Source organism: Nocardia mangyaensis (assembly GCF_001886715.1).
Classification (GTDB): Bacteria; Actinomycetota; Actinomycetes; order Mycobacteriales; family Mycobacteriaceae; genus Nocardia; species Nocardia mangyaensis.
On the sequence record NZ_CP018082.1, the window covers coordinates 5,259,628 to 5,281,655 of the forward strand.

A 22,028-nucleotide genomic window follows, 5' to 3' on the forward strand; every position below is an offset into this window, starting at 1 on the left:
ACGGCGTTCACCGGAATCTGCTCACATGTGGACAACTGCGATTCAGCCGCGCAAACGGGCCAGGACCTCGTCATGAAGCGGCCCGTTGGTCGCCACGGCATCGCCGCCGTGCGGGCCGGGGCGCCCGTCCAGGGCGGTGAACGCGCCACCGGCCTCGCGCACCAGGATGTCGAGAGCGGCCAGGTCCCACAGCGACACCTCCGGCTCGGCCGCGATGTCGACCGCGCCCTCGGCGACCAGGCAATAGTTGAAGAAGTCGCCGAAGCCGCGGACCCGCCACACCTCATCGGTGAGGTCGATGAGCTTCTCCCGCAGGCCACGCGCGTGCCAGCCCGACAGACTGGAGAAGGCCAGGCTGGCCGAGTCCAGCTCCCCCACCGCCGACACCGAGATCGGCTTCGGCGCCCCCGGGTGCACCTGTGCCCAAGCCCCTGACCCGGCGGCGGCCCACCAGCGGCGGCCCAGGGCGGGCGCGCTCACCACGCCGACCACGGGAACGCCGTTGTCCAGCAACGCGATCAGACTCGCCCACACCGGCACGCCGCGCACGAAGTTCTTGGTGCCGTCGATCGGGTCGACCACCCACTGCCTGCCGGTGAACTCGGCATCGCCGCCGAACTCCTCACCGAGCACCGCGTCGTCGGGGCGTTCGGCGCCGAGCACCCGGCGGATGACCTGCTCCACCGCCAGGTCGGCGTCCGAGACCGGCGTCAGGTCCGGCTTCGAATCGACCTTCAGATCGACGGCGCCGAAACGCGCCCGTGAGATCGCGTCGGCTTCGTCGGCCAGTCGCAGGGCAAGGTCCAGGTCAGCGGAGTATGCAGCCACGCGCCGAACTCTAGCGCCCCGACGGATCGGCACCGAGGCACGGCGTCCCAGGTCCTGACCTGCCGCCACTCCCGACCTACGCGCCCGCCTCGAGCATGGTGGCGATCCACTGCGGCCACCGGCTCGTCATGCCGTCATTCGCACGGTGCGGATCGCGACCCGCACCGGTCGAGCAGCAGCGCGCACCGGGGTGCCGTTGTCAGCACGACCGCCACGGGACGAGGGCGAGATCACCAGGCTGAGCGCGACACCGCTCAGACCGCGATCGGCACCGATCGCGCGGCGGTCAGGGCGCTGGCCCACCAGTGCACCCGGTCGAGCATCGTGGCTGCCGCGGCCGCGGGCTCTTCGGGAGCGTGCAGCTTCCCGTTCTCGTCGAAGAGCAGGTAGTAGCGCGGGAACGACACGTACTCACGCACGGTGTGGGCGTCGAGTTCGTTGAACACCTGCCGCAGGCCTTCGATCGCCAGCAGACCGCCGGAACCACCGCTGTAGCCGACGAATCCGATCGCCTTCCCGGCCCATTCGGTGAAGTGCCAGTCGATGGCGGCCTTGATCGAGGACGGGTAGCTGCGGTTGTACTCGGGCACGACCAGCACGATCGCGTCGGCCTCGCCGATCACCCGGGTGAACTCGGCCATCCCGGCGGGGCGCACCGGATGCGGTTCGAACAGCGGTGGGGCGGCGGGCAGTTCGTGCGGCAGGTCGACCTCGGCCAGGTCGATGGTGGTCACGTCGAACCCGCCGTGGCTGGCGGCCTGGTCGGTGAACCACTCGGTGACCACCGGGCCGAACCGCCCGTCGCGGACGCTGGTGGTGATGACGGCGAGTCTCAGGCGCTCGGTCATGGGGACTCCTTCGATGCTTCGAATCGGCTGTTCGACACCCAGAGTCGTCCAGCGGTGCGCCCCCGGGGAGACCGCCGTGAGAGTGGTAGTGACAGGGACACCCTCGGCGCCGACCCCGCCGGTAGCGTGGGATTCGTGAGCGACAACGAATTGGGCCTGTTCCTGCGCTCCCGCCGCGAATCCGTGACCCCCGCCCAGGTCGGGCTGCCGACCGGTGCGCGACGACGGACGCCGGGCCTGCGCCGTTCCGAACTCGCCACCCTGGCCGGGGTGAGATGTTCGTTACACACTCCTTCGCCGATGCCGATCGACCCCGGGTATGATGGCTCCCATATCGCTTGCTAGGTCTCCGACAACCGCGTTCCGAGAGGGTTCTAGTGCCGAGCTATCCCTACATATCAGGCCAGAGCGCGCTGGTCCAGACCTTTGCGCAGCTACGCAAAAGTGTCCCAACAAAAGTCGACTCAGGTTACCTGCAGCGCTTCAATATAGCCCCTGCCAACGAGTCGTACATAATTGCGACACTTCGGTTTCTTGGCATAATTGACGAGGACGGAAATCGAGTCGACACTAAGAGTGAATTTCTCTACGGGAATGAGGACTCGTTTCAAACTGGCTTCGGCAACATTCTTCGCGTCGCCTACTCGGAGCTGTTCGACGAGATGGGTGATGCACTTGAAGCCGAGCGGGACGATTTGATTCATTGGTTTCGAGCTTCTGACAAAACTTCGGCCGTGGTAGGGCAGCGTCAAGCAACGACATTTCAGACGCTTGCCGCACTCGCGGGCCATGGGGAACTTCCCGCCGCTCGTTCCGCCACTAATAATAAATCGGGTACAACTCCCGGTCGTTCCCGCAAGAAGCTAACGACCAAGGTGGATAAATCCAAGCAGGGCGATGGTGCGCAACTGCTACCAAGCGATAGCAAAAACGGTACAAGCCCTGTTGCCGGGCCTACGAGCGGCCAGGACGTTGGGCTGACGGTACGCATCGAGGTCAACTTGCCAGCCGGCGGGGATGCTGAAACTTATGATGCGATTTTCGCAAGTATTCGGAAGCACTTGATGTCGTGAGTGGGTTGCTGGACCGTTTCGAGCGCGTCGCCCGATCCGTCGGCACGGAATGGTTACCTGATGTGGCCGTGTCCACTGTTGCCATCGCCCCTGAGGGTGAGAATGAACTACACCCCTTTGAGACGCGGAATATTCATCCTGACCTACCGAATAAAGTTCGAACCCTATTCGACGACGGTCATTTTGAACAGGCCGTATTCGAAGCGTTCAAATTCATTGAAATAGAGGTTAAGAGAATTTCTGGGCTTAACGGCAAGACTGGCTACGCCCTGATGATGGATGCCTTTAATGAGAATAATGCAAAGGTTAAGCTTAATGCTCTAGTTTCCGAGTCGGAACTGGATGAACAGCGTGGCTTTAGATCGATGTTTGCGGGTGCTGCGGCCGGTATCCGCAACCCGCGTGGGCACGAGATAGATATAGGTGACACACCCGACGAAGCTCTGGACTATCTAGCTTTTTCTTCACTCTTGTTACGCAGACTTGATGCAGCTCATGTTCGATAGTGATATGCGGCGGGCGACATCTGATGGACCGGCAGTTGGGTGACCTCTCGTTAGATAGATGGCAAGCCCCGGAGGGGTGCGGCAGTCCGGATGCAATCATCGCCGACTTCTCGTCCTGCGAAGAGCCTGACTCGCTCGGGCGCGACGTCCAGCTTTCGCCTACCGTGCACTCCGCTTGGGGTGCGGAAGCGTTGGGTCGCCAAGGTCTCCTGATAGATGCTCCGTATGGATCAGCGTCGCATCTTCCCGCTAGGTGTATGAGGCCATGACGTTGGTGACACCGGCGTGGAGACGGATGACTGGTGGTCGGTTCCCAGCGGCGGTGTGCGGACGATGGTAGTTGTAGTGGATGTTCCAGACCTGCAGGGCTTGACTGCGCTGAAGGTCTGAGGTCCATGCTCGGGCGTAGAGGAACTCTTCGGCCAGGATCCGTTGGTAGCGTTCGACTTTGCCGTTGTGGCGGGGTGTGTAGGGGCGGATTCGCTGGTGACGGGCCCCGCGGAGCACCTTCGCGAAGTCGTGGGCGCGGTAGCAGGAGCCGTTGTCGGTCACGATCCGGTGGATGTGGGTGATGCCGTGGGCGGCGAGGAAGGCCCTGGCTCGGTGCATGAACCGGATCGCGGTCTCGGCTTTCTCGTCGTCGAGGGCTTCGGTGTAGGCGAGCCGTGAGTAGCCGTCGACCACCGAGTGCAGGTAGACATAGCCGGCTCTGGCCCCGCGCTTCTTGGCTCGTGCGGCGAGCTTGGCCTGTTCGGAACCTGCGCCGTGAACCCGCCAGCCGCCGCCATCGGGGATCCGGCCGACCTTCTTCACATCGACATGGACCATGTGTCCTGGCCAGCGGGCCACGATCGGTCGAGGTGTCCGGTTGTTCTCGCCGGTGGGGTCGAGGAACCGGCGCCGATGCAGTCCCAGATGGGCGAGCTGGCGGGTGACGGTGCGAACTGCGATCGCGGTGCCGTCACCGTCGAGTTCGAAAGCGATCCGCCGTGCCGACCATTTGTTGTCCCTGCGTAGCCGCTCGATCCGGGAGACGACCCCGGCGGGGGTCGCCCTGGGTTGGTGGTGTGGTGTCGAGGATCGGTCGAGCAGGCCGAGTTCGCCGTGGCGGCGCCACCGGTTCACCCACTTCGACGCGCACTGGCGTGAGATACCCATCTCGGCGGCGACGTGGGCGATCGAACGGTGCTGGCAGCGGGCGACGAGGCGGCGACGGCCTTCGACCGACAGCGGGGCATTACGGTGGGTCACGGACGGATCTCTCGGCTGGGGCAGATGGGGGATGTGGTGTTTTCCATCCTGCCGCCGGGAGGTCCGTCCCCTCAGCTCACCCCTGCCCGGGCGTCAACAACCTCATGACCCGCAACAGCTAGGGATGAATGGCAAGACCGGCGTCGGAGGGCTTCGAGGGCAGCTGGGACACTGACGGCTCGCCGCCGACTGGACTGTGCCCTTCCTGGCACAATGCACTGGGTAGTTCGTCGCGCGAATAGTGAGTGTCGCGGGTTGGCAACCACGGCATACTGGAGACCGTGAGTAACAACAGCACCAACCTGGTTGCAATCGGCGTCGGCGGGGCTAGCGTCACGGCTGCGTTGTGGGGTGCCTACGCAACGGTGGCCGCATCGAGCTCTGATGTCCAACTATGGGCGTGGCCGACGTGGGTTGCAATCGCGGCGCTTGTAGCCTTTGGGTTGATCGTCATATGGGGGCTTGTTGCAGGGAAGCAAGGCGGTTCTCCCGGAATCAGCAATATACGTCAACAATCATCGGGAACGAACTCTCCGAATCAAATTTCCGGTGGGGACATCAATAACTCATGAGCATAGTGTCGCGTTCGCAGAGTACCTCGGGAGACAATTCGCCCAACCTGAGTGCAGCAAACGACATTGTTGTAAACAACAATGGGCCATCGTTTGGCGAGGTGAGGCAAATAGTTTCAGATGCCGTGATCGCCGAGTTAGTTAAGTATGGGGTCCTAGCGCAGGCTGAAGCTATTAGGCGGATCGAACGCTTCGTGCAGCAATTGGCTGTACGACTGGCGAGCGAGTCGCTTACGGATGCGGCATCGGACCCAGATAGGATGCATGCGATAATCGACTCTGGAACAGGTTTCGCGCGTTCGGGAAATGACGCGACGGCAGAGGTGCTGATTGAAACGCTAGTGGCAAGATGTGCTAGCGAATCTGGCTCACTGTTGGCTAGCATTCTCAATGACGCAGTGGTGCTTATCCCCAAGCTTACTGAGGCTGAACTCGCCATCCTGAGCGTTAAGTGGTATCTGGGCCCAAGATGGTACCTCGGTAACAACGCCTACGAGCTCGTTGAACAATATGACACCGTGCTGGCGGACCTCGTAAAGCTACTACCCGTGAATGAGTCAAGTTATCTCAGCCTAAACGCCAGGGGATGCGTGTGGCTGGTAGTTGCAACTGGATTTCCGAAGATTTCCAAGGCGCTCCCCAAGAAATACCCTGGACTTCTATCTTCCGGATTTGGTCGGGAGGACCTGGATCCCATGTTCGAGGGCGTTCTAGGTACGGCGTACTCGCCGGTGGTTCAATGCATCCATGCGCCACATCGGTTTCAGATTTCCGCGCCTTCTGAAGATCATTTGAGAAATGCATTGCCATCTCCATGGTCTCCAGCTTCGCTGGCCGTATTCGAGAAGCTGCTGTCGGATAACAGGATGGAACCTGAGAGATTTAGCCAATTTCTAGCATCAAGAAGGGCAAGTACCTTGATTGATCTGCTCGAAATGGAAGAGGGGATACTGGGAGGAATTTCAGTTACACCTCTGGGTGAAGCCATTGCCTACGCCAATATGCGAAGACTCGGCAAGATAGATTGCGGCCCGTGGATCCTTTCATTCGCTGAGTAGATTTGACGAAAGGCACGACCCCGTCTCGGGTTGACCGCGGCAGCCGAGGACAGCAACTGGCTACCCACAGTGCCCGGCAAGGGATACTTCGCGATCCTGCGCCTGTACGGACCTGGCCAAGAGTTCTTCGACCAGACGTGGAAGCCCAGTGATCTGCAACCGATCCAGTAGCCCTTCCCCCAAGACGACGGACCTCAACTGCTCTCACGCCACCGCTGGCCAGTCCCCTAGCACAGCAGCTCGGCCAACAGCTCAACCCGCGACAGTGCCACCTACCTCGCGACTGGCCGGCCTCTCCGACACTTGCAATGCCGCCTGCGCGCAGGTCTTGATCAGCTGACGGGGTCGGTGGTGGAACTGAGCGAGGAATTCGGAAGTGTCTTTGCGCAGCTCAGGCGACCTGAAGTACATAGTGCGCACATCTGGCGGGGGTGAGATGTTGGTTACACACTCTCTAGTCAAGTAATCGAGCAGTTGGTTGAGTGCTGCTGCGCAGGTGGGGCACCGACCTGGTCAGGTTCATTGCATGTGCAAATGAGCCTTGCGGGAACGAAGGAGCACGAAAGTGACCGACAACGAGTTGGGCCTGTTCCTGCGTAGCCGACGCGAGGCGGTCTCACCTGCCCATGTTGGTTTGCCTGCCGGGCCGCGACGCCGCACGCCCGGTTTGCGTCGTTCCGAACTCGCCACCCTGGCTGGAGTTAGCGTCGAATACCTCATTCGCCTCGAACAAGGCCGCGACCGTCACCCGTCCCCGCCAGTGCTCTCAGCCATCGCCAACGCACTACATCTCGCGCCGAGCGAACGCATTCACCTGTACCGACTAACCAAATCGGCTGACGCGGGCTTCAGCTGCATGGGCAACGCAGACCCTGCCCGGTCCGTTCGTCCCACTGTCCGCGCCATCCTCGAACATCTGGAACCAGCGGTCGCGGTGGTCGTAAACCGCCTCAGCGATGTCCTGGCCTATACCGAGGGCTACCACCGTCTGATGGCACCAACCGGTGTGCTCGACGATCCGTCCACAGCCAACCTCGCTCTCTTCATCTTCGGCGACTCCCGGGCTCACGACTTCTACCCCGATTGGGAACACATCGCCGACCTCCAGGTCGCCGCACTCAAACAAGGCCCCTTCCGCAATGATCCGGCCACTGCCGCCCTGGCTGATCAACTCGAGATCGTGGCAGGTGAGCAATTCACGCGCCGTGTCGCTACCGTCCCCAGCCTCCCCGCCGCGACCGGCACCACCCGCGTCGAACACCCCGAGGCCGGTCCTCTGCGCCTCGTATACGAAACCCTCGATCTCCCGGCCGATGACGACCAGCAGTTGTTCGTCTACCTCCCGGCCGATGAAGCCACTGCGACCGCATTAGACAAGATCGCGGGCCGCCACCCCGGCGCGCTCCGTGTGATCTCGATCTGAATCAGGTTAGACGCATACCGATCGCAGCAGTCTAGGGGAACGACTCGGTGCCGGACATAGGACGAGCTCGGCGGTCAGTCCCGCGGCTATTGCCACTCCATCGCAAGTAGATCCAACAGATGCCCGAGGAAGAATGGTTGTTGAACTGGCCGCGCACAGCCCCAACTCGACGTTGCATCTCTGCTCATTGCCTACACCTTCCCGATAGGCGTAACCTCAGTCGTCACAGCATCGTCCGTCGCCACGGGGGTGAACGTCTAAGAGCCGCAGCGCATCTGGATGAGCTGCAGGAGATCCGGAGGGCCAGCGAGTGTCAATGGAGACCAGAGGCGACCTCTTCAAGGGATTCGAAGCGTTCATTGTGCCAGGACCGTCTGATACAAGCGCGGCGTTGCAGACTGGGATCCTGGCCGTAGACACCAATGTCCTGTTGAATCTGTATCGCTATAACGAATCCACCAGAGCAGACTTCCTCTCGGTCCTGCGTGCCGTGCGCGAGCGGCTGTTCGTACCCCATCAGGTTGTACGAGAGTTCTGGCGCAATCGACAGAGTGTGATCGGCGGACTCGGTGCGTCAAAGAAGGATGCGCAGTCCGCCCTAGCCAAGAACTGTACCTCGACGAAGGACGCGATCAAGCGGTGGGCCAAGAGCGTCGCGTTGCCAGAAGACCAGCTCAACCAGCTCCTCGAACGGACGGACGCCTTCTTTGAATCGATCAGCGGGGACCTGGGTGATGAACCGGCTCGTGTGAGCGCACATCTTCCAACGTCCGAGGATCGCCTGTTAGCCGAACTGGCCACTTTGCTGGATGGCGCGGTAGGCGACGAATTGAGCTCGGACGCATGGGACGCAGCGGTTGCCGAAGGCGAGCGTCGGGTGAAAGGCCTTGAGCCACCGGGATACATGGACGCGGCCAAACTTGAGTCTGACCTGCCCGAACGCGCATCGGGTGACTACATTGTGTGGCTTCAGCTCCTCACTAAAGGCGAGTCCGCGGGCAAAGACCTTGTACTGGTCACAGCAGACACTAAGGAAGACTGGTGGGACCGAACTGAACGCGGTCAGCTGATCGGGCCCCGGAGAGAGCTAATCGATGAGTATCACCGCAGGACCGGCTGTCGCATCTACCTCCTAGAGCCATCCGACCTATTGGAGCACTCAGCATCGATTGGCGTTGGCACCCGCGCGGAATCGGTACAAGAAATCCAGCGCGTCCGGGACGAACCGGAATGGACTCCCTGGGACTTCGACACTGTCAACGTAGTGCTCACCCATTTGGACCAGAACAAATACACACAAGCCGAGGTCATCAGAGAGGCGGCAGCCAACGGCGGCGTCATCTCTCGACGCCGTGTCTATGAACTTGACGGGCGCGCCGAAGATCAGACGCTCCGCGGATTCACCCGTCCCGTTACAAGGCTCACTACCGAGCTCCAGACAGCAGGATTAATACCCTATGGCGTTGAGCCCCTGCTCGACGCCAAATATGACGCGGGGGCGAAGTCCTCGCATTTCGCCATCCCCGCGGAAGTGGTCACCTTACTCGCAGTCAATACCGATAAGGCGACGAGATTAGGGCCAAAAGAACCCCGAAAGTCCCCTATCTCCGATATCGAGGCACGAGTCGAGAAGGCTTTAGCTGAATCCAATTTCGGCTACGAAGCAATCGATCCGAAAAATCTACTTGACACTGATAAATTCAGAATCGCGGAGTCGTTGGAGCAGGAACTACTCAAGATGCGCGAAGCCCGCCGACAAGCTCGCCTTAGGCAATTGTAACCCGCACACCCGCATGAGTGAACACTTGAAGCTCGGACCGCCGACTAGCTCGCCGTAACACCAGCGACTAGGACGCTCAGTGAATAGCGACGGCTCGCACGAATATTGCGCTGCATAAAATTTGGAGGCCCTGCAACTTTCATAGTCGAGAGTTTATCCACGCCAAAATCTCCGAGATGGAGGGATGATTCAAGTGCGCGGGCAGCACGACGACCAAGAAAGCGGTTCCGAGGGTGGTCCACCCCAGGCATGTCCGGTTCCCGCTGCGCATGAGCACTTTGGCACCTACACCAGATGCTGCTGAATTACCATAGCCCTCAACCGTTTAGGTTCTCCGCGAACGTTTTCTCTACGCTCTGAAATCGGTGATGGAGATGCTCCGAGTCGACCTTGAGAACACCCCACATGCTAACTGGCGCAGCGTTCGGGTTAGTTCGAACAGTGCGATGGCGTGTGATCCACAGCCCGGGTTGCGGAGATCGGCGGCGGGTAAGCATTTTTGCCGGTCGGGCCTACGATCTGAGCCGACGGTATCCCCCTCACATCGTGCGCGAACTGAGGTAAAACGCAGCCCAATATCGAGCTGACTGCAGTGGACGCGCATCGAGAGGCGCGGTGGCCGGTGGTGCCCATCGCACCCCGTGTTCGTGTAGGAAGCGCTCCAGTTCCTGCACGGTCACGCTCCTCATCCACAGTTGTACTGTGCGCAGTCGCGAGGACAACTCCTCGGCGCCAAGCGCTTCCAGGACCGCGACTTCCTGGAAGAAGCGCACCATGAACGCCATGCCTGCGAGGTCGTTGACCTGCCAAAGGGAGCCGACGGAGAACGCGAATCCTGCTTTCAGTGCGGCGGCATTGACGCTGATCGCTTCATCGCCGAGAACCAGCGTAGAGGGCACTCCGGAGCTGCACGAGCTGAAGGCGGCTAGAAAGGCGCCGGGGTCGGTCCGCTTCCAACCGCTCATCGACTGAACCGTGACGTCGGCGTCAGTCAAAATAAGCGCCGACCGTCTCGGGTCCAGATGATCAACACTGGAGTGACCCGAAAAGTGCACAACCGAAGATGTGCGGGCGGCCGTAGTCAGGTCCTGGACGCACGCTTCGTGTTTCGTGTCCGCATGGAGCCCTGCCGTGCGGAGGATTTCCTGCACCGCCGATACCTCAGCGTCGGGGTATCGCAGCTGGGATGCGTGGGGAGGGTTCATGGCGCTCACGCCGTGGTAGGAGAATCTGTCATCGAGAATGAGACGGCTGGTGCTCGATGATGTCGCGTGGCGACTAGAAACCACGCTGATGAATGGATGCCGATAATCGGGATGGTCGAGCACCGCAGCGGAGACTGGTAGCTGAGAGAACAGACCACATGCGACGAGACAGATTCCGGAAGCTGCGGGGGCGAGGCGGCAGATTTGTTCCGCGACCGCACGCAGGCTTTCAAGCGTAGCCACCACGGCCGTTTCGAGGTGCGCGGACATGCCCGTGGTCTGCACTGTCACCAGCCCAGGTGCGCTGTCGGCGAAGGAATTCGTCAGTTGCACCAGATTTCGCCCGGCAAGCGCATTTAGCCGAATTCCTCGTGCACGATCCCATTCCTCGCGGGCCACGGCAATGTAGGTGGCGACGGGAGAATGATTCAGATAGACCCACGATGGACCCCGGTGTGCGGTGGCGTCGTGTGACGGTAAGTCAGGGGTGTCGGTCAGCTCATGGATCAGAGCTCGACTGGCCTCAAGGGTCTCAATGGCTTCGTCCCACAAACCGTACTCGGACAATTGGCCGGCGATGAATCGCATCTGCACCGGCTGCGATCGAAGGAACGGTTCCAGGCGTTCGCTGGAACGTGCCGTGGACACTCTATTGAATGCGGATACCGCGGCTCGCAGCACCGGGACCTCCGTCTCAGGTTCGAAGAGATCCTGCCCGTTCTTGATGATGAAGTAGGCGCAGCCGAAATATCGCTCAGGGTCGGTGTCGAAGTCGTGGAGTGCGCTGATCAATCCTTGGAGGGTCGTGCGGGATCGGTGCAGCAAGAATTCGATTCGCGCCCGATACCACCTCCCGTGGGCGAGTTGATGCCGCTCGGACGACACGTCGAGCAGGCGTTCCAATTCCCGTGCGACCTCTTCGAGCATGGTGACGTGCTGTGGGCTCAACGATATGCTCGCATCCAAGTCCAGCCAGACAGGAGTCTGGTCGACACCGATCGCCACCGGGTTGCTTTGGAGCAGGCCTGCGATCGATTCGGGAGCGTTCGAAGCCCTGTTGTACAGCGAAGCCGGCAGGTCATCGATATGCGCCAGGATGAGGGCGCCTGTCTGTGCGTGCCGGTCGGCATCGATCAGCTCCAGCACAACTCGACCCAGTTCGGCGATGCCGCCCACCGGAGTATCGCCCTGGTGTGCGCGAAGGAGTCTCAGTCCGTCCAGGATGTTCGTGACTGCCTCGGCCAACATTCGGACTCGGTCTGCGCCATGCTGACGATAGGCCATCTGGCAACCCAATCGGCCTGCCGTGAACTGGGAATATCCCCAGTCGAGTGAGTTCTCTTCCTTGTGCTCGAAACTAAAATCCAGGAAGGTCGCTGCGTTCTGGAGGTCGGAGTCACGGATGCGACTTTGGTCGAGGATCACGCTCGCTGCGTTGGTGTATACGATAGCTGCGGTCCTCATGTTATCGAGTTCTCGGTATTGTCCCGCAGCCTCTTCGAGGAGACTGGCCGCGCGGGCCTTCGCGAGGTCCGTGTCCTCAGTGACGTAATCGCTGATCGCCTTTCCGAGGCTGGCAAGGATCGAAGCGACCGTAGCTTGGTCGTGACGTGCCAGAGCGATTCGTTGTGCCGCACCGAGTTTGAAGGCTGCTTTCAGGAGGTCTTGGTTACCTCGCGCACTAGGCAGTAACAAGCTACGGGCCTCATTGCAGTACCTGGCCATCGTCTCGTAGCCGTGCCTGGACCGCGGGTTGCGGCCTGTTGACTTTCTCGTCCCCCGCTCGAACTCTTGCTCGACCTCGGTCACGTTGATTGCAATACCTCTCTCCAACATCGACGAATAAGTCCGCGGCCTTGTACCCTCCGAGTCGTTGCCACAACGAACGGTCGGGGCATCGGCAAGGGCTGGTCAGCCTATCAGGCAGTGCAGGGTGCCACGCATCCTCAATCCTATTGGTGCGCAACGCTTATGATCGTGGTTCGCAAACTGGCCAGGGCATGCGGTGGGCAAAGGCGCGTATCCTGGCGACTGGTTCGGGAGCCAGCCTATCGCCTTGGGTTAGCGGCGAGGATCGCGAGGACGCATTGGCCACCGTGTCGCGAACCCGCCTACCGCGCGTTTAAACCATCCAGATAGGGAGTGGAAACACCGCGAGGATTTGATCCAAACGAGACTAGGGCCCGGAAAATTTGGGAATGGTTTTTACGTCGCATCAAAGGATCTCAGTATTCTTACGCAATTTATTGACTAAGATCTTTCCATCCTCGGTTAGCGCATATCCGCGAGTGATGTGAAAGGTTCGGCCGTCTGCCAATTCCCCGTGCATCGCTTCTTCAACTTCCGCACCTGGGAGACCTTCGATCAGGCCATCTTTCAATAGATATCCGAAGAGTACTGATGTTTCCGGAAGGAGGACGTACGGAGCAGTATCATTTTCGACGAAATGTTCAATTATTCGACGTTCGACGTCATTGTATCGACGATTCACGAGAGCAAGGTTTCGTTTTATGATTCTCAGCGCCTTTTTGTCGAGATTTCGAGGTCCAATACCTTTCCTGCGATGACAGTTTGCACACAACACGATCATATTGGAAAATTCGTGTTTCTTGACTGCGGCGTATTCTTCTATGTGTTCGATTTCAAGTGGTTCCGCCGTCCGGCAGGTTGTGACAGCGCAGCGGTATCCAGCCTCGATCATCAGATCACGTTGGAGCTCGGCGGGTACGGGTTCTCGATCGGTCATGCTCCACCTCGCTGCGTTGAACCGTTATCATATTGTCCTCACCGCCCAACCGTATGCTCGGTCAGGCGTGTCGCGAGTGCATGTCTCCGGGAGGATAGGTTCGTACCCGGACAGGACGGCGCGCTCGGAAGTCGAGCTGAGTCGAGATCGGTGACGGCGATGATGTCTATCGACCCAGGCAGACATACGCCTCCTACTGCACTGCGCCAAGAGGCGAACCCTCGTGCAGCATCCAAGTCACTGCGGGCGGTTCACCGCCATGCGCATCCGCACCGGCCGCAACGTGGCGCAGCACTGCGCTACCGGTCGAACGATGCACCGCCGCTGCGAGCCGAAAGACCCCGAGGCCAATCCGTTGCTGGCGCAGGCGAATCGAGATGCAAGGTGTATCCTGCGTCAATGCTGGGTTGCGCCTGTATTCGTTGCATTCGTGTCGCCAACACGATTGGCTACTCTATCCCGACTCCGAAATAAGAACATGGACGTAATAGATGAGTTTATCAAACAGTACGAGCGAGAGTTCGACTACTATTCAGAGGTTGCCAGGATAGTTGAAGGCCGCCTCAAAAGCGCTCTACATTCTGCTGGCATTAGGTGCATTGTTACCAGCAGGGCTAAAAGCATTGACCGCCTCCGTGACAAATGCTTCCAAAGAAGCAAGAAGCGCGACTATGCTTCGGTCGATATTTTGCGGGCCGATATTGCCGACCTAGCCGGCGTTCGAGTCGCTCTATACTTTCCGGGAGAGAGGGACGAGGTTGACCGAATCATCGCCCGGCTATTCGACCAGGTCGGTGCGCGCAAAGAGTTTCCCGAGGAAACAATCAGCCGCAAGGGGAATCGTTTCTCTGGTTATTCCGCAATCCACTATCGTGTCCAGATTAAATCGGACGATCTAATCGGAGCCGATGTCAGGCTCTCGCTGGCTCGCGTGGAGGTACAAGTCGCATCCGTTCTCATGCATGGATGGTCGGAAGTAGAACACGACCTTGTATACAAACCCCTCAATGGGGACCTATCCGATGAGGAGATTGCCCTACTCGACCAGTTGAACGGCTTAGTGCATGCCGGAGAAATAGCGCTGGAACAGTTGCAAAAAGCTGAGCGGAAGAGAATTGATGAGGGTGTCAGAGAGTTTGCAATACACTATGAACTCGCGAGTTTCCTTCTCAACCATGCACGAGAGCTAGGAAAGGGAGAGGTAAGCGAGACGGAACTTGGCCCTGTTGATGTCCTTTACCGATTTGCAAAGCGACTGAACCTCGCGACCCCGAACGAACTGAAACCCTACTTGAACAAAGTCCACGAACGATTTGACGAAGGAGCCCTCGCTGAGCAGGTCATTAGTCAAATCCTAAACGAAGACCCGGAACGCCGGATCGAAATACTAAGAAAGGCATCTACGCTCCCACAAAGCGTGCATGATAACTTCATCAGTACCGAGCGTTTGCACCTTTTGGGTAAATTCGTAAGGGAATGGACGAAGCTTGAACAGCTACTTCTGGATGTAGCACCAGGGTCGAGAAATCCAATTTCGGCAATCAAAGCACTTGACAGTGGTGGGAAAATCAGCCCCGAATTGGCCGCCGAAATCCGACATCTTAGGCATATGCGAAATAGCATCGTGCACGCTTCGTCAGATCCTGACCCGCAGGTTCTAGCTAGCCAACTGCATCGGATAGAGAATGTGGCAGAGACGATTTCGAAGCTCGGTTGACGGCTAAGCGCTTATCGGGATGCCATCATCGCCCCCACTGGTCCCGATGTCGTTGTGGGTGCACGGATGTAGGCGATCACTGCGGCGTGCAAGCTTCGGCGGCTTGTTTCAAGGCGCAACCCATCGCCAGGGCGCAAGCCCCGGTGCCCACGTAGGCAGGCCAACCGGTAGTCCGCCTGCTGGCGGGCGTGCTCGGAGACAGCGGCGTGACGTAGCGCGAACAGACACAGCTCGAAGGATCGGACGTCACGAATTGCCGGGTAGCCGTCCCACCCGGTGACATCGGAGCCGTAGGCGTCGGCGAACTGTTTCCATCGGGCTGGTGGGTCCGAGAGGGTATCGGACTGGAAGGCGACAGTGGCTTGGTCCCACTGTGGGGGTCCGATGCAGCAGCGTTCCAGGTCCACGACGTGCCCCCCGGTAGGTGCGGCCATCGTGTTGGCCGGGGACGGGTCGCCGTGGATGACACACCACGGGCTCGGCCACTCCAGCGCGTCCCACCGTGCCGCGAGGTTGTCGGCGTAGTCACGCAGCCACACCTTTTCCGTTTCGTCGGTGAGGCATTGGTCGATACGGTCGGTGAAGTCGGGCAAGGTGAAGAGCGGCAGTCCAAGGTGGCTGGGCACGCGCAGGGTGTGCAGCCGTGCGAGCATCGCCCCGGTTTCGGGGGCCTCGGCCGGGCCGCCCGATCCGAGGTCTTCCCAGAAGGTGACAGGACGTTCAGCCACCACGACCGGGTCGGGCACCAGGGGTTCGGGTGCGCGAACGTGGTGGGAACGCAACCAGTCCGCCGCGCGTAGCTCCCGGACCGCCGTCGCGAGTTCCCCGCGCTGATGGACGCGGATGATGGTCGCGGTGTCGGTGCGCAGCATGGCGTTGTCGCGCAGTCGGATCGGGTCGATCCGGGCAGCGGGGACCTGGGCCTGGGTGCAGGCAGCTCGGGCCAATGCCACGATGTCTTTGCTTCTCATGATGTTTCGTCTCTTCTGGTCAATGACCGGTGGCGAGTGTTGCGGCGGTCTCGAACAGGCCAGCGGAGTTGGCACCCTTGATCAGGACGACATCGCGACCGCGCAAACCTTCATTGAGCAGGTCCAGTACCTGGCCTTTGGTTTCGACGTGGGTGACCTGTACGGAGCCCGCGTCGCGGGCGGCGGTGGCCATGAGTTCGGCGTGGTGGCCGCCGACGGTGATCAGGGTGCCGATGCCCAGATCGGCGACCTGACGTCCGATCGTTGCGTGCAGGGCCGGTGCGGTGTCGCCGAGTTCGCGCATCTCTCCGAGCACCGCGACGGTGGGCCGGACGGTGGCCGCGATCGTGGCCAGCGACCGCAAAGCGGCTTCGACACTTTCCGGCGAAGCGTTGAACGCGTCGTTGATCACGGTGACCCCGTCGGGGCGTTCGGTGACCTCCATTCGGCTGCCCGACACCAACTCCGCGCCATTGAGACCTTCAGCGACAGTGGCGAATTCGACACCGGAGCTCAACGCCAGTGCAGCTGCGGCGAGTGCGTTGGTCAGATGGTGCTCGCCGACCACGCCGAGGGTGACCGGCGCGGCGTTGTTACCGTGGCGCAGGGTGAACTGGGCGCGGGCGTTGGTGTCGAGGTCGATGTCGGTGGCGCGCACGTCGCCATCCGGGTTGGTGCCGAATCGCAGGACTTGGGCGCGGGTGTGCTCGGCCATGGCGTTTACCAGTGGGTCGTCGGCGTTGAGGATCGCGATACCTGTGGCGTCGAGGGCTTCGACGAGTTCGCGTTTGGCGACCGCGATCGCTTCGCGGCTGCCGAACTCGCCGATGTGGGCGGAACCGATGCCCAGAACCGCGCCGATCTGCGGTCGGGCAATTGCTGCGAGGTGGCTGATATGCCCGCGCCCGCGCGCACCCATCTCCAAGACGAGGAAATCGGTGTCGGACTCGACCCGCAGCACTGTGTGCGGAAACCCGATCTCGTTGTTGAACGAACGCTCGGTGGCCACGACACTGCCGTGGCGGGCCAAGATCTGGGTGAGTAGATCCTTGGTGGAGGTCTTTCCCGCCGAACCGGTGATCGCCAGTACCCGGCCGGTGTAGCGGGTGGCAACGGCGTGGGCCAGATCGCTCATCGCGGCCACCACGTCATCAACGATGACCGCCGGGGTGCCAGTCGGTCGGGAGCCTAGAACCGCGACCGCACCCTTTTCTATTGCAGCGCTTGCGAAGTCGTGGCCGTCGACACGGTTGCCGCCCAGCGCGGCGAACAGTCCACCGGCTTCTACCTGGCGGGAGTCGAACGCGGTCGGCGCGGTGACGGTGGCTTGGTCGTCGCTGACGGTGTCGAGCCGACCGCTGACCGCGTGTGCGATCTCGGCGAGGGTCATGGGGATCATGTGTTCCAACCTTTCGATTTCACTGTGGTGCTGGGTGTTTGGGACTGACCTTGTGCGGGCGTCGAGATCGTTTGTGCGCCACGATCATGCTCGCCGCCGGTCCGGCCTGATAGCCCGGATCGGCTCAGGTCCGGCACCGTTGGCCGATCGCTGCGTAGGCGCTCAGATCCCACGCCGCGCGATGGCGGGGCGCGGTAACCGACACCCGCCGAACTCCATACCCGTCACCGCCGTCGTCGCCATGGTCGTTGTCGTTGTCGTCGTGGTTGGGGGTGGGTGCCCATCGGTGCGGGGCGATCAGACCGGGTGCGAGGAGCTTGTACCCGGCGAGCATGGTCGTTATCTCGTCTCGGCCGCGTGGGTGATAGGGGATGCCCGCTCGACGCAGGGTCTCGGCGGCGGCGTGGATGTGCTGGGGGTATGCGTTGTCGGTGACGTGGGTGAGCACCAGCCATGTCCCGACCGGGAGTCGGTCGGTCAACGCCGCGAGTACGACTGGGGCGTCGCTGATCCATTCCGCGGTGCCCGACACACACACCGCGAACGGCGCGGCCATGTCCATCACCGTGGTGATATCGGCCAAAATCGCGTCGGCGTCGGTGAAGTCGGTATCGGTGAAGAACCGGGTAGGCGGGTCGTTCAACATCGCGCGACCATAAGTAGCCGCGACGATGTCGGAGTCGACATACAACGTCCGCGCGGTGTCGCTGCGTTGTTCGGCGATGTCGTGGATGTTCGGGACGTGAGGCAGGCCGCACCCGAGTTCGACGAACTGGGACACCCCGTGATGGTCGGACAGGTATTCGACCGCGCGCCGGGTGAAACGACGGGATTCGGTGATCGCGGACCTGATCGTGCTGCTCGACAATTCCTCGGCTAGCGCCTCGTCGGGTTCGTAGTGGTCTTTCCCGCCGAGGAACGCGCTGTGCAGGCGTGCGGGGGTGGGCTGGTAAGGGTCGATCAGGTTTCGTGAGCGGGTGGTCATAGTCGGGGCTCCTGCCGCATCTGCGACGGAAAGCCCCCGACCAACTTAAGGGCCCGTGGCGAGGGGCGCACGGTGTGGGCGTTGGTCGGGGCCTTCCAGTGTTACCAGTCATGTGGGTGGTGTGGGTGCCCCCGGAGGCCGGGTTGGGCGGCCTCCGGGAGCGTTCCCCACCCTCGAACCGGCGCGGCTCGGGGTCGCCGGTGTGGTTCGAGGTATTCAGGTGGTCTTGTGGCGTCGCGACCGCGCTCGTAACGGATGGCGTAACGCATTGTGGCGCAACGGGATTAGTGGTCCAGGAGTTCGTATCCGGCATCGAGGGTTGTTCACACGGTCAGGGTTGGAGGTAAAGCCGTTCGTTGGGGAGCCTCGACAGTCCCGCGCAGTAGCTGGGATCGACGGTGACGGTGCCGGGTCGGCGGGCGGTCACCTCGCAAACGAATACGAGTGCGGCCGTCAAGCAGGCGACGAAATCCATTCGGACACTGGTGAATTGGATTGTGAGGTGGACGTCGGGTTCGTCGGGACAGGGTGAGCGACTGCCGTGGTTCATCGCAGGTTCCGCCCCGGCAAGTGCCCGAGGGCGCAATGAACGACTACCGACCCTGCTGGTCGGAACGCGCTGATCGCCGGAGATACCCATGTGCGGACCATCAGCGGGTCCGGGTCCGGGTCCGGGACCGGGACCGGGACCGGGACCGGGACCGGGACCGGGACCGGGGACGGCAACGCGATATCGCCTTCACGGATCACCACCACTCGCGCTTCCCACAACCGGGCCACGTTTTCGGGCTCACCGATCGGCTTGATATCGCAGCGAACCAAGAAGGTCCACATGTTGGATCGGGGGTGGCCGATGATCGGCAACGGCGTGACCCCTCGAACGTCGAGATCGGTTTTCACGCGTCGGGCGAGGTCGGTGGGCATCATCACTGCCCCGACCATCCCGGCCTTCATCGTGATCCGCCCGGTTGCCGGGTCGATCACCGTGGGTAGCGAGCATGTGCGGCGGTAGAACTCGCACCGCGATCGGGGGGTTTCGGTGTAGGCGGTGGCGGGTGGGCTTGCCTGGGTCATGAGAACTCCTCGAGCGACCCGGTAGCGGGGTCGGACGACTCGGGCGCGTCGAACGTGGGTGTCGCGGGCGTCGTGGTGATGAAACCGGCTTCGCGCATGGCGTCGAGTGCTCGGGTGAGGTCGGCAAGTGTGTGTTCGAGGGTGACGGGGACGAGGTGTGTCATCGCGCGGCCTGCCTTGGCGGGCGGCGCTGTCCGGCCGTGATTTGCCATTCCGCCTGCTGGTTCCGGAAGGCGTCGCCGTTGCGGCGCAGCGAGTGCAAGGCGCGCACCACACGCCATTTCGGTGCGTTCAAGTTGCGGGCGATGGTGTCGGTAGTGAGCTTCCCGCCGGGTGTGAGGACGGCGAGAACATCGGCTTCCAGGATGGATGTCATCGGGCCACCGATGAAGTAGGCCGCCCAACCATGACCACTCTTGTCTGACCTCTTGACGGGTCGGGCTCGTTCATCGTTCCTCCGTGTCATCCATCGCAGGATGTCCGTTTCGTGTGGCGAGACGGGTAACCACCACAAGTCGAGTAGCCCTACGAGATCAACAGTGACTCAATACAAAGGTCGAAAGAAGGACAAATAAGAGGACATAAGGCGGCCACCTGCAACATGCTTCCTCGTCAAATGTCCCGATAGCGGACTACGCTCGCCCGCATGGCAAACACCGGGAATGCGGCTCTTCGCGCGGCCCGCCAGGCGCTGGGATATCGATCCCAAGCGGCTTTGGCCGACGCGTTGACTGACGCCGCGCGCGCGATCGGACTCCGTATCGAAGTAGCCGCCCGCACCGTACGGCGCTGGGAGTCGACCGATCCGCCTTGGCCGCATCCAGAACATGCCGCTGCCCTGGAAGCGCTGTTCAAACGCCCCATTGCCGAACTCGGGTTTACACCTCCCTGGCCGAACGGCCCAGAAGGGCGAGGTTCCAGAGAAGTATTGGGCACCAGCGGGATTCAGAAGACAGGTCGGTATCGGCGCGTCATGGGTGGAGCGGAACTGCCCGCGACGGTCGCGAAGAACTTTGTGGCGATCACGGTCGCTCATCGCGGGATGTACTGGTCACTGCCAGCAAAGCAACTCCACCGATCCGTCTCTTATCACGCCCGGCTGGGGTCCGACCTCATCTCGCAGATCGACGTTCGGGCCACAGTGCCCTTGGCAAGGGCAGTCTCGGAATCGGCGCTGCTGGCGGGCCGTCTCGAGTTCTTCGATCTTCAGCAGCCCGACGATGCCCAGACAAGTTTCGTCCTCGCGCTACAGGCGGCACACGAAGCAGCAGACGCCCTACTCGGCTGTGCAGTCCTCGCGCACATGGCCTTCATCCCTGCATTCTCCGGCGAAGCGAAAAGGGCTGAGGAAGCGAGAGAGAGGGTACGGGCGGCTCGGGCATTCGCGCGACGAGGCAACGGAAACCACGAACTGACGGCCTGGCTCGATGCCGTCGAGGCCGAAGTCGAGACGCGGTTCGGCAATACGCGACAGGCACTGAGCCTCATCCGGCACGCCGAACAGTCCTACGCGCTGCACGATCCGCAGGAGCAACCGTCGCCGCAGTGGCTGGACTGGTTCTCCCCGACACGGCTCGCGGGTTTCAAGGCCAACACTCTGATCTCCGCAGGAGACGGCCGTGAGGCCCTGACGACCCTGCGCCACGTCCTCGACGAACTCCCCGCGGAATCGGTGAAACAACGATCGGTATACCTTGCCGACGCTGCGGCTGCATGCGTGCTGGAGAAGCTACCCGAGCAAGCGTGCGGTTTCCTCGAGGATGCATTGGACGGGATCAGCGAGCACTGGTACGCAACGACTTTGGATCGGATCAAAGTGGTTCGGCAGGACCTGCGTAAATGGGACTCGATCCCCGAGGTGCGCGCGTTGGACGAGCGGTTGTACGACTGGCATACAACCGTCAATTCGCTTTCTGGCTAGCGCTCAGCCTTCACGATGTCGGGGAGTTCCGACAGGTTGAGGATTCGCCAATCCGACAGCTCCTTCACGTCCTGCCGGTCTTTGTGAATCCACCCCCATGGTCCGCGCTGGATGTAGGCGGTTCGCATCCCGACCTTTTTGGCCGGGGTGATGTCGTTGTCGATGCGGTCACCGACGTAGATGATCTGTTCTGCCGGGCATCCGGCGACCTCGACAACCTTGTCGAAGAACGCGACGTCAGGCTTTGCCACCCCCCAATCATCGGAGGTCGCGATGAAGTCGGTCGGCAAATCGAGCCCACGCAGCAGGCCACCCGCGCGTACGGTCTGGTTCCCGACGATGCCCACCCAGACACCCAACTCGCGCAGGGCCGACAAAGCTGGACGGACATCCGGGTAGAGGTCTTCCTCGCCGAACCACTCCGGCTTGCCTGCATCCGCGCGAGCTTGGCGCTGCTGGTCCAAGTCAAACCCTGGCTTGAACACCTGGAACGTCTCTCGGTAGTCCAGACCTTGGGCGATCACAGCGCCGAACACCGAGACGAAGGTATGGCGAGGTACGCCCAACCAGTCTGCCCAGGTGCCGTACTCCCGAGTCTCGTCCACAAGGGTCTCGCCGACATCGAACACAACAGCCCGGATCACCACACAACTCCTACTTCGACCGCCCTA

At 61.3% G+C, this 22,028-nt stretch carries 22 protein-coding genes; 10 read left to right on the plus strand and 12 right to left on the minus strand.

The window, feature by feature from the left end; translation table 11 throughout:
• Nucleotides 1-42: 42 nt before the first annotated feature.
• Both hisN and BOX37_RS23990 read right to left on the minus strand, forming a co-directional pair.
• The gene (gene hisN / locus BOX37_RS23985) at nt 43-828 is read right to left on the minus strand and encodes a histidinol-phosphatase (RefSeq protein WP_071929603.1); all 786 of its coding nucleotides are present in this window, start codon (nt 826-828) and stop codon (nt 43-45) included.
• Nucleotides 829-1,082: 254 nt separating this feature from the next.
• The gene (locus BOX37_RS23990) at nt 1,083-1,676 is read right to left on the minus strand and encodes an NADPH-dependent FMN reductase (protein WP_071929604.1); all 594 of its coding nucleotides are present in this window, start codon (nt 1,674-1,676) and stop codon (nt 1,083-1,085) included.
• A 135-nt stretch (nt 1,677-1,811) separates the two neighbouring features.
• On the opposite strand from BOX37_RS23990, the gene BOX37_RS34255 reads away from it, so the two are divergent.
• The 3 genes from BOX37_RS34255 to BOX37_RS24005 are packed head-to-tail and all read left to right on the plus strand — an operon-like array spanning nt 1,812 to nt 3,255.
• Nucleotides 1,812-2,021, plus strand: a complete 210-nt coding sequence (locus tag BOX37_RS34255) for a hypothetical protein (protein WP_420811560.1) — start codon at nt 1,812-1,814, stop codon at nt 2,019-2,021.
• Nucleotides 2,022-2,053: 32 nt separating this feature from the next.
• Nucleotides 2,054-2,749 (plus strand): DUF5343 domain-containing protein, encoded by a 696-nt coding sequence (locus BOX37_RS34260; RefSeq protein ID WP_071929606.1) that lies wholly within the window; start codon nt 2,054-2,056, stop codon nt 2,747-2,749.
• Complete coding sequence (locus BOX37_RS24005) at nt 2,746-3,255, plus strand: TIGR02391 family protein (RefSeq protein WP_206045707.1); 510 nt, start codon at nt 2,746-2,748, stop codon at nt 3,253-3,255. Before BOX37_RS34260 ends, BOX37_RS24005 begins: the two co-directional genes overlap by 4 nt.
• A gap of 249 nt (nt 3,256-3,504) precedes the next feature.
• Here BOX37_RS24005 and BOX37_RS24010 read toward each other — a convergent pair whose 3' ends face one another.
• Nucleotides 3,505-4,506 carry an IS481 family transposase gene (locus tag BOX37_RS24010; protein WP_071929607.1) on the minus strand — a complete coding sequence of 334 codons (1,002 nt, stop codon included), beginning with the start codon at nt 4,504-4,506 and terminating at the stop codon, nt 3,505-3,507.
• 281 nt (nt 4,507-4,787) lie between these two features.
• On the opposite strand from BOX37_RS24010, the gene BOX37_RS34265 reads away from it, so the two are divergent.
• From BOX37_RS34265 to BOX37_RS34715, 5 genes are all read left to right on the plus strand, one after another.
• Nucleotides 4,788-5,078, plus strand: a complete 291-nt coding sequence (locus BOX37_RS34265; protein WP_156910516.1) for a hypothetical protein — start codon at nt 4,788-4,790, stop codon at nt 5,076-5,078.
• Nucleotides 5,075-6,136, plus strand: a complete 1,062-nt coding sequence (locus BOX37_RS34270) for an LPO_1073/Vpar_1526 family protein (RefSeq protein ID WP_156910517.1) — start codon at nt 5,075-5,077, stop codon at nt 6,134-6,136. Before BOX37_RS34265 ends, BOX37_RS34270 begins: the two co-directional genes overlap by 4 nt.
• Nucleotides 6,137-6,166: 30 nt before the next feature.
• A complete protein-coding gene (locus BOX37_RS34275) occupies nt 6,167-6,307 on the plus strand; it encodes a DUF1214 domain-containing protein (RefSeq protein WP_156910518.1) in 141 nt (46 codons plus the stop codon).
• Nucleotides 6,308-6,701: 394 nt separating this feature from the next.
• Nucleotides 6,702-7,559 (plus strand): helix-turn-helix domain-containing protein, encoded by an 858-nt coding sequence (locus BOX37_RS24015; protein ID WP_071929608.1) that lies wholly within the window; start codon nt 6,702-6,704, stop codon nt 7,557-7,559.
• 316 nt (nt 7,560-7,875) lie between these two features.
• A complete protein-coding gene (locus BOX37_RS34715) occupies nt 7,876-9,339 on the plus strand; it encodes a PIN-like domain-containing protein (RefSeq protein WP_071929609.1) in 1,464 nt (487 codons plus the stop codon).
• A gap of 539 nt (nt 9,340-9,878) precedes the next feature.
• Here the strand turns inward: BOX37_RS34715 and BOX37_RS24025 are convergent.
• Together BOX37_RS24025 and BOX37_RS24030 are read right to left on the minus strand one after the other, a co-directional pair.
• Complete coding sequence (locus BOX37_RS24025; protein WP_071929610.1) at nt 9,879-12,353, minus strand: CHAT domain-containing protein; 2,475 nt, start codon at nt 12,351-12,353, stop codon at nt 9,879-9,881.
• Between the two features lie 406 nt (nt 12,354-12,759).
• On the minus strand, nt 12,760-13,290 hold the full coding sequence (locus BOX37_RS24030) for an HNH endonuclease signature motif containing protein (RefSeq protein WP_084760035.1): 531 nt from the start codon (nt 13,288-13,290) through the stop codon (nt 12,760-12,762).
• Nucleotides 13,291-13,768: 478 nt separating this feature from the next.
• Between BOX37_RS24030 and BOX37_RS24035 the strand changes: the two genes are divergently transcribed.
• Complete coding sequence (locus BOX37_RS24035; protein ID WP_071929612.1) at nt 13,769-15,007, plus strand: GTP pyrophosphokinase; 1,239 nt, start codon at nt 13,769-13,771, stop codon at nt 15,005-15,007.
• Between the two features lie 11 nt (nt 15,008-15,018).
• Here BOX37_RS24035 and BOX37_RS24040 read toward each other — a convergent pair whose 3' ends face one another.
• From BOX37_RS24040 to BOX37_RS24065, 6 genes are all read right to left on the minus strand, one after another.
• Nucleotides 15,019-15,978 carry a phosphotransferase enzyme family protein gene (locus BOX37_RS24040; RefSeq protein ID WP_071929613.1) on the minus strand — a complete coding sequence of 320 codons (960 nt, stop codon included), beginning with the start codon at nt 15,976-15,978 and terminating at the stop codon, nt 15,019-15,021.
• Nucleotides 15,979-15,997: 19 nt separating this feature from the next.
• Entirely contained in the window at nt 15,998-17,377 is a 1,380-nt protein-coding gene (locus BOX37_RS24045; RefSeq protein ID WP_071929614.1) for a UDP-N-acetylmuramoyl-tripeptide--D-alanyl-D-alanine ligase, read from the minus strand.
• 124 nt (nt 17,378-17,501) lie between these two features.
• Nucleotides 17,502-18,362: an SAM-dependent methyltransferase gene (locus BOX37_RS24050; RefSeq protein ID WP_071929615.1), complete on the minus strand. Its 861-nt coding sequence runs from the start codon at nt 18,360-18,362 to the stop codon at nt 17,502-17,504.
• 546 nt (nt 18,363-18,908) lie between these two features.
• Entirely contained in the window at nt 18,909-19,436 is a 528-nt protein-coding gene (locus BOX37_RS34975) for a DNA-directed RNA polymerase subunit beta (RefSeq protein ID WP_206045708.1), read from the minus strand.
• Entirely contained in the window at nt 19,433-19,600 is a 168-nt protein-coding gene (locus tag BOX37_RS34290) for a hypothetical protein (protein ID WP_156910519.1), read from the minus strand. Before BOX37_RS34290 ends, BOX37_RS34975 begins: the two co-directional genes overlap by 4 nt.
• Nucleotides 19,597-19,812 carry a helix-turn-helix domain-containing protein gene (locus tag BOX37_RS24065; protein ID WP_071929618.1) on the minus strand — a complete coding sequence of 72 codons (216 nt, stop codon included), beginning with the start codon at nt 19,810-19,812 and terminating at the stop codon, nt 19,597-19,599. The genes BOX37_RS34290 and BOX37_RS24065 overlap by 4 nt, the downstream gene beginning before the upstream one ends.
• Nucleotides 19,813-20,082: 270 nt before the next feature.
• Here BOX37_RS24065 and BOX37_RS24070 point away from each other — a divergent pair, with 270 nt between their 5' ends.
• Entirely contained in the window at nt 20,083-21,357 is a 1,275-nt protein-coding gene (locus BOX37_RS24070) for an NsdA family TPR-like regulatory protein (protein ID WP_071929619.1), read from the plus strand.
• Here the strand turns inward: BOX37_RS24070 and BOX37_RS24075 are convergent.
• Nucleotides 21,354-22,001, minus strand: coding sequence for an HAD family hydrolase (locus BOX37_RS24075; RefSeq protein WP_071931830.1), 648 nt, complete (start codon nt 21,999-22,001; stop codon nt 21,354-21,356). The two genes, BOX37_RS24070 and BOX37_RS24075, sit on opposite strands and share 4 nt — an antisense overlap.
• Nucleotides 22,002-22,028 lie beyond the last annotated feature (27 nt).